Source organism: Pseudodonghicola flavimaris (assembly GCF_030164425.1).
GTDB classification, from domain to species: domain Bacteria; phylum Pseudomonadota; class Alphaproteobacteria; order Rhodobacterales; family Rhodobacteraceae; genus Pseudodonghicola; species Pseudodonghicola flavimaris.
Genome location: NZ_JASNJD010000043.1, coordinates 1 through 6,072 on the forward strand (window position 1 = coordinate 1; position 6,072 = coordinate 6,072).

The 6,072-nt window shown below is 61.9% G+C and carries 5 protein-coding genes and 2 pseudogenes; 1 reads left to right on the forward strand and 6 read right to left on the reverse strand.

Annotated elements, in window-relative coordinates; genetic code table 11:
• From QO033_RS24990 to QO033_RS25015, 6 genes and pseudogenes are all read right to left on the reverse strand, one after another.
• Positions 1 to 290 (reverse strand): annotated as a pseudogene (locus QO033_RS24990) (hypothetical protein); the annotation flags it as partial.
• A 110-nt stretch (positions 291 to 400) separates the two neighbouring features.
• Positions 401 to 877, reverse strand: a complete 477-nt coding sequence (locus QO033_RS24995; protein WP_284483412.1) for a DUF6915 family protein — start codon at positions 875 to 877, stop codon at positions 401 to 403.
• A gap of 1 nt (position 878) precedes the next feature.
• Positions 879 to 1,262 carry a DUF6878 family protein gene (locus tag QO033_RS25000; protein WP_284483413.1) on the reverse strand — a complete coding sequence of 128 codons (384 nt, stop codon included), beginning with the start codon at positions 1,260 to 1,262 and terminating at the stop codon, positions 879 to 881.
• A gap of 78 nt (positions 1,263 to 1,340) precedes the next feature.
• On the reverse strand, positions 1,341 to 1,637 hold the full coding sequence (locus QO033_RS25005) for a hypothetical protein (RefSeq protein ID WP_284483414.1): 297 nt from the start codon (positions 1,635 to 1,637) through the stop codon (positions 1,341 to 1,343).
• A 116-nt stretch (positions 1,638 to 1,753) separates the two neighbouring features.
• A complete protein-coding gene (locus tag QO033_RS25010; protein WP_284483415.1) occupies positions 1,754 to 2,134 on the reverse strand; it encodes a DUF3768 domain-containing protein in 381 nt (126 codons plus the stop codon).
• Between the two features lie 126 nt (positions 2,135 to 2,260).
• Positions 2,261 to 4,438, reverse strand: coding sequence for a ParB/RepB/Spo0J family partition protein (locus QO033_RS25015; protein ID WP_284483416.1), 2,178 nt, complete (start codon positions 4,436 to 4,438; stop codon positions 2,261 to 2,263).
• 299 nt (positions 4,439 to 4,737) lie between these two features.
• Between QO033_RS25015 and QO033_RS25020 the strand changes: the two are divergent.
• Positions 4,738 to 5,817 (forward strand): annotated as a pseudogene (locus QO033_RS25020) (hypothetical protein).
• Positions 5,818 to 6,072 lie beyond the last annotated feature (255 nt).

Here is a 6,072-nt window from a genome sequence, read left to right on the forward strand (position 1 = left end):
ATCGCGAGGCCGGAATGGTCATAGAGAAACACCGGCAGAAGGATCGCCTTGCGCTCGGCGCGCTCGCGCAACTGGTCCATTGAGAGATCACACTGATCCGAGACACCCGCGAGATCGCGCAAGAACGCCTCGGGGCTGTCGAACTGATGCCTGTCACCTAGCCGATAGCGCCGATGCCAGCAGATCAAGGTGCCGAGGTTGGACCACTCACGCGGACTTTCGGCATCGGTGTCGTGGTAGATTTTGATGGTATGGCCTTGGTAGGCCTCCTCATAGACGGGGTCATGCATGTCGATGTCCTTTCTTGAAACGAAATCGACCCGCCGAGCCTGTTGTGGCTCAAGCGGGTCGATCAGCAGGGTGCTTTCCGAGGGGCAATGGCGTCACTGCCCCCCGTGGATCAGGCGGCGGAGCGGTTCTCGCGATGCTGGACCTGCTCGACCGAGACCTTCAGCAGCCAGTCTTCGAAACCAAGTATGGTCTGGTGATTGGCCACCGCTGCGACCCAAGCCGCGCGCGGATCGCGGCCGATTTGCGTCGGGTCGTTGTCGATCCGGCCATTGGCCATCCATGGTTCGGGTTGTATGCGTCCGAGCCAGTCCGCAAGCGACGGGATGCGCCCCTGGCAGTCTTCGCGCACATGCTGCTCACCGATCCAACGGATCGGGACGACCCGGCCCGCGCTGTTGGTCAGGCTGTGGCCGAAGATCCTTTGGGCATCATAGATCCCGACTGTATGATGTTTTTGGGCTCTGTGAACAAAGAGACCTAGGTGCTCTTTGGATGAGTCAAACCATTCATGCACATGCTGGTAATCATCCGGAACTCCGCCGAACTTTCGGGCCGAGCTTTCGGCGTGGTGGAGGGGATGTGCCATGTCAGAGCCCCTCGTGTTCGGTGGTGTCGGTCTCGATATAGCGGTTCGAGTGGCGGACATCGATCTTGTCCGCCTCAAGCGCCCAGGTCAGTTCTCCAAAGCCACCTTCGTTGTTCTCAAAACCGGGGCTCAGCGCATAGGCAAAATCCCATCCGAAGTCTTCGACCCGGCGCCGCAACTCGTCCGTCAGGGTGACCGTGTCAGGGGCCACGACGACATCCTCTACATTGCCGGAATCGCCGTAGCCTTCGTATTGCACCTCGATGCTCGTCACACCGAGGGCGCGCAGCTCGGTAAGGAGCGCCGCGCGGGTCTCGACCCGCTGTTCGGCAGCCCGTCTCTGAGATTCGAGCATCTGCGCGTAGAAATTAGTCGCTTGTGTCATGTCTTTAGTCCTTTGGAATTGGGAGAGGGGAGGGCGACCGTTACGGGAGGCCGCCCCGGTGGTTTCCTCAAGCGGGCTTCAGGCCGCCGCAGCGCCGCGGTTTTCAGCCGTCCGGTCAACCAGGTTGAAATAAAGGTTCTCGGTCGCGCGCTTGAACCCCGGCGGTTTGCGCGGCGCGAGGCAGCGCACCGAAGCGCTGCAACTCTCACCGTGCTCCATTGCGAACTGCGTCACCTTGTCTATCAGGTCATCCATGCCCGCGGCCTGGATGCGCTTTTCGGGGTAGCTCGCCATCATCTGGAACTGGGTAACGACGAAAGCGCCATCGCGATGCGCGGGATAGAGGGTGATCTGGTAGTCGAGTGTCTTGGCCATCTCTGTTCTCCTGCGGCGGGCGGGGCGCGGGTATCGCGCCCCTTGGAACCCGGCAGCGCGAAAGGACCGCCCTTTGTGGAAGGGCGGTCCGAGGCGGTGATCAGAGATGGGGGGTGTCAGTATTCCGAGGGCAGTAGCAGGGTCAGGACCCGACGCGTCTGTTCGGGATCGGAGGGTTCGGGCGAGCCGTACGTGTAGTCGGTGTCGTACAAGTCGATCTTGAACCAAACCGTTGTGTCCCCAAACTCGATAACCCCCATTTCGTGCCATCCCTGCGGGTCGCTGTCGGCGTTGAACCCGTCGAAGGCAGCAACACGGCGGGTCAGCTCCAGTTGTGCATCGATCCCAAGCGCCGCGACGCCGCGTGTCATCACGAACTGGCCCTGCGGTGCATCGGCAACAGTATTGTTTCCGAGGATCGAGTGGCGGAAGGCATCGTTTTGCGTGGCGATGAGCGCAGCTTCCTGGACGGGATCGATGTCGAGTGCGGTGGTCATGGGATATCTCCGGGACGGGCCAGCCGATCCGATATCGGCTGTAGGCAACCCGCCAGCCGGAAAGGGCCGCCCTCGATGTGAAGACGGCCCAAAGTTCATGTGGCAATCAGATCGGTGTTTACTTCGTCAGGCCGCATCCCCGCTGAGGAAGGCGGGCAAGGACGACGGTTCCTCATTCTCCGCCTCAGCCAGAGCGTCTGCAGCGGGCAAGTCGCTTTCCTCGGCTTCAGGTGCATCGCTAGCCATTTCGGGACCGGCCTCAGTCGCACCGGCAAACACCATTCCGTCAGGCAGCCAGCGCGTCGTCCTTGCAACCGTCGCCGCGCCGAAACCTTCCGTCTCGCTGGCTGTTTCCGCAAAAGCCCGCTCCATCGCAGCCGCGATATCGCCCTTGCGCTCGCGGTTGCGATCTTCGGCGTAATCGTCGCCGATCAGTTTGCGCGCCGTGGCCACTGCATGGCCCTTGTTGACCCGACCCCAGTAGTTCTGAGCGGTCGGGCGCCAGCAGGCCGCCACATCGACGTCAAGCCGCGCGCCGATCTCCTCGATGATCGCGGAGGGGCGATTGTCGGAGGAGAGCTGCGGCTTGACCGCGAGACCCGTCGCCCAGGCGAAAAGCGCCTGCTTGTCGGCAAGGGGCAATGCCGACATCGCCTGGAAGTCTTGGGGTTTCTCCAGTGTTATCCAGTCAGTAGCGAGATCCTGTTCCAGCGCCTCGAGCATCTTTTGCGCGACGGTATCGGCGTGCAACACGTCGCGGTTCTGCGCTTGGAAGGGACGGATCGAGATGTCGAGCGCCTCGGTGGTGTAGGACCGCCCCAGTGCCTGTTCGCAGAGCGCATAGAGCATCGCATCGAACGCCACCTCGAAATCCGCCGCCAGATGCGCCCGCAGGATATGCTGGCGCGTGGCGCGCAGATCGTCGGCCAGGCTCGCTGAAATCCCATCGGCTTTGCGCAACGTCGCAGCCGGGTCGGAGCTCGGCACCGGCGTGGAGGAGGTCGGCGGGGTCACGTGGGGCCGGGCAGGGGAGGGGGCGCCATCCGCATCTGCGAGGGTCTCGTCGGGTTCGGACGCCGCAGGAATATCCTCGGGACGCACGAGGCCTTTCTCGACACGCAGCGCCCCGTCATGACCGATGGTCAGAACCACGCCAGCGATAGCGCGATCTGCGTCTGCGTAGGGCTGCCGTTCGCGCTGCAGGGCCTCGATCTCGCGCAGGCGCGGTTCGATAGCGTAGTACTCTTCCGTCTCCGCGTCGGTCCAATCCTCACCGTCATTCTGTGCCGCCAGTTCTTCTTCTCGCGCGATGAGACGGTCCTCCTCGGCCAGCAAATCCGGATCGGGGACGATGTCCTGCGGATAGACCCGCCCGAAACTGCGAAACGCGCCATAATCCACCGAGAGATGCACCTCGACCCATTTCCACGCCGCCTCGAAGGGCTTGGCGGCGGTTTGCAGTTTCTCGATGGCGAGACGTTCCAGAAGTTCGGGGTTTTCCATATGGGCGCTGGCACGGTCGTCGAAGAGATCGCGCAGCAGAACACCACCCGCCGCCTCATAGGCCTCGATGCCGACGAAGCGCCCAAGCGCCGAGTTCGCCGAATGCGCGGTCTCGGTCAGATGGCGTTTGATGCTTTGCGGATGGATGTGATAGCTGCCCTTCACCGCGTTCCACACCGCGAGTTGGCGATCATGGTCGTCGGTCAGCGTGAACGCCATCACGCAGTCGAGGGTCATGTCGCCCGCGCGGAATTGCTCGATGATCTCGGGCGCGACACGGGCAAGTTTGAGGCGACGGCGCACCAGGTCGACAGATACGCCGAACTTCAGCGCAATCTCTTCCTCGCTGCGGCCCTCGGCGATCATCTTGTCGAACGCTTCGAACTGGTCCGCCGGGTGCATCGCGGCGCGCTGGAGGTTTTCCGTGGCGGAAGTGAGGACGGCGTTGCGCTCGTCTTCCACAAGGCAGGGCACCGGGTGGTCTGCGGGGATCACACCGTCCTCGGCCAGCTGTTTCAGCGATTTGAGGCGACGGCCACCGGCGTCAACAGCAAAACGTGTCTCTGACAGCGCATGAACCACTAGGTTCTGTTTGATGCCTGTCTCGCGGATGCTGGCGAGGAGTTCGGCGTCGTCGCTAGCGCTCGCGGCGACTTTGCGGACGTTGAGTTGGCTCGGCTCCAGCTGGTCGAGCGGGATCATCCGGATGTCGGCGGCGCCGTCAGGCGCAGCCGATCCGGCGGTTTCGGTTTTCTTTGAGGTGGCGGGTTTCGAACGCGTCGTGGTTTTGGTCTTGGCCATGGTCAGGATCCTTGTCGCGCCGGACCCGGATGAGACTCTCTCTTTCCTTTCAAGCCCGGCACACGGGCTTCCCTTTCTCTGGCTCTTTGCAATTGCGAAACACGTCAGCAATCGACCGTTTGTAAACAGAGGCAAGGGCGCTCTTTGTGGTGCTGCAAATCAAGAACCCCTTGGTTTTCATATGCTGAGCGCGATCAGAGAGATATCGCAGACCACCGCGCGCGCGTGCTATATAGGGTGTGCAGGCGCACCCTAACAAAACACTTTGGTAAAATGCAAAAGCGCCATATTTTGCACATATGAAGCCTCAAGTACCTACGCAGTATAGTAAATTGGACGATCCTCTAGTTGATGCGGAGGGGATTGAAGAGACGTCCGAGGACGACCTGTGGTTCCTGCCCGGTCCAATAGAAGTGGAGCCGGATTATCTGCCGCCCGGACCGAGGGCAGAGTTGCGTGAAACCGCGGTCCTCGACGATTGGCGGAAGGCGGAGGCAGGTAATGCCGCCCGTCTTGCCCGTGTGGCTAGCCGGATTGGCGCGCTGGATGACCGTCTGCACCGTGGCCCGGAAGGCTGGCGGCTCAGGCTCGCCCTGATGGAGGCGGCAGACCTCAGCTGGTTTGTGGGTGACCGAATTGGCCCGGATCGGCTGGCGCTTTGGATATCCATGCGCTTGTCCGGGGTGCAGGACGACATCGCAGCGCTCGCGCGTGTCGGATGGGCGGTGCGCCGTCTGACAGGCGGTCCCGGTCCAGAGGTGGACTTATCCGTTTTCCTCGATCGCCGTGACCCTGAAAACATGGCCAATTAAGCCGAGCCCTTTGCGGATCGCGCGGTCGGTTGGCTTGACCTGATGGCGCAAGCCGCCCACCTGCATTCGATTACACGCGCCTGCATGGGGTTTCACCTCTGGAACCTTGCGGGCCTCGGGCAACAGGACGACCGGATGGAAGCGGCGGTTACCGCCGCACGCATTGCCGCGAGCGAAGGCCCGAATTTGAATGGGGGGGCCATCTTTGCGCCTCTGGCTATGCGCGGGGCAGGGGGGCTGCGCGCCAGTGGCCCACCTGCCGAGCGCTTGCAGCGTTGGCTCGAGGGAATGGAAACAGCATGCCTGACCGCGATGCGGCACCTCGACGATATCCAGGCATGGTCAGCGCGGGCGGACAACATGATGGCACCGCTCTCTGGCAAGACACCACCTGCATTGCGCGCGGTGCTGACCGAATGGCCCGTCGTCTCCGCTCCAATGGCCGAGACCCTGACCGGTGCCAGCCGCGCCGCCGTCCAGCGCAACCTTGCTTGGATGGAAGCGCAAGGTCTAATCCGCGAGGTGACCGAACAGGTGCGTTTCCGCATGTGGCGGGCGATGCCATGAAACACCTCTAAAGAAGCACTCGTTTTGGTGCGTAACATCTGTTGATAGTTCAACGGAGGACCAGAATCGTGACAGACCAAAAATATGAGACAGTCGATTTCGACGTGCGGCTCAGAAATAGTAGTCAGATGGATTGTAAGCGGTGTCTGAGCGGCACGTTGTCTGCGCCGGCGCGGACTGCGAGGTGATACCCATCTCAAGATGGGAGTGCGTTTCGCAATGGATGCTCAGACTGCGTTTCTCAGATCGCTGGGA

Coding starts and splice junctions, on each gene's coding strand:
- QO033_RS24995 (WP_284483412.1), bottom strand. CDS start 877: ATGGCACATCCCCTCCACCACGCCGAAAGCTCGGCCCGAAAGTTCGGC.
- QO033_RS25000 (WP_284483413.1), bottom strand. CDS start 1,262: ATGACACAAGCGACTAATTTCTACGCGCAGATGCTCGAATCTCAGAGA.
- QO033_RS25005 (WP_284483414.1), bottom strand. CDS start 1,637: ATGGCCAAGACACTCGACTACCAGATCACCCTCTATCCCGCGCATCGC.
- QO033_RS25010 (WP_284483415.1), bottom strand. CDS start 2,134: ATGACCACCGCACTCGACATCGATCCCGTCCAGGAAGCTGCGCTCATC.
- QO033_RS25015 (WP_284483416.1), bottom strand. CDS start 4,438: ATGGCCAAGACCAAAACCACGACGCGTTCGAAACCCGCCACCTCAAAG.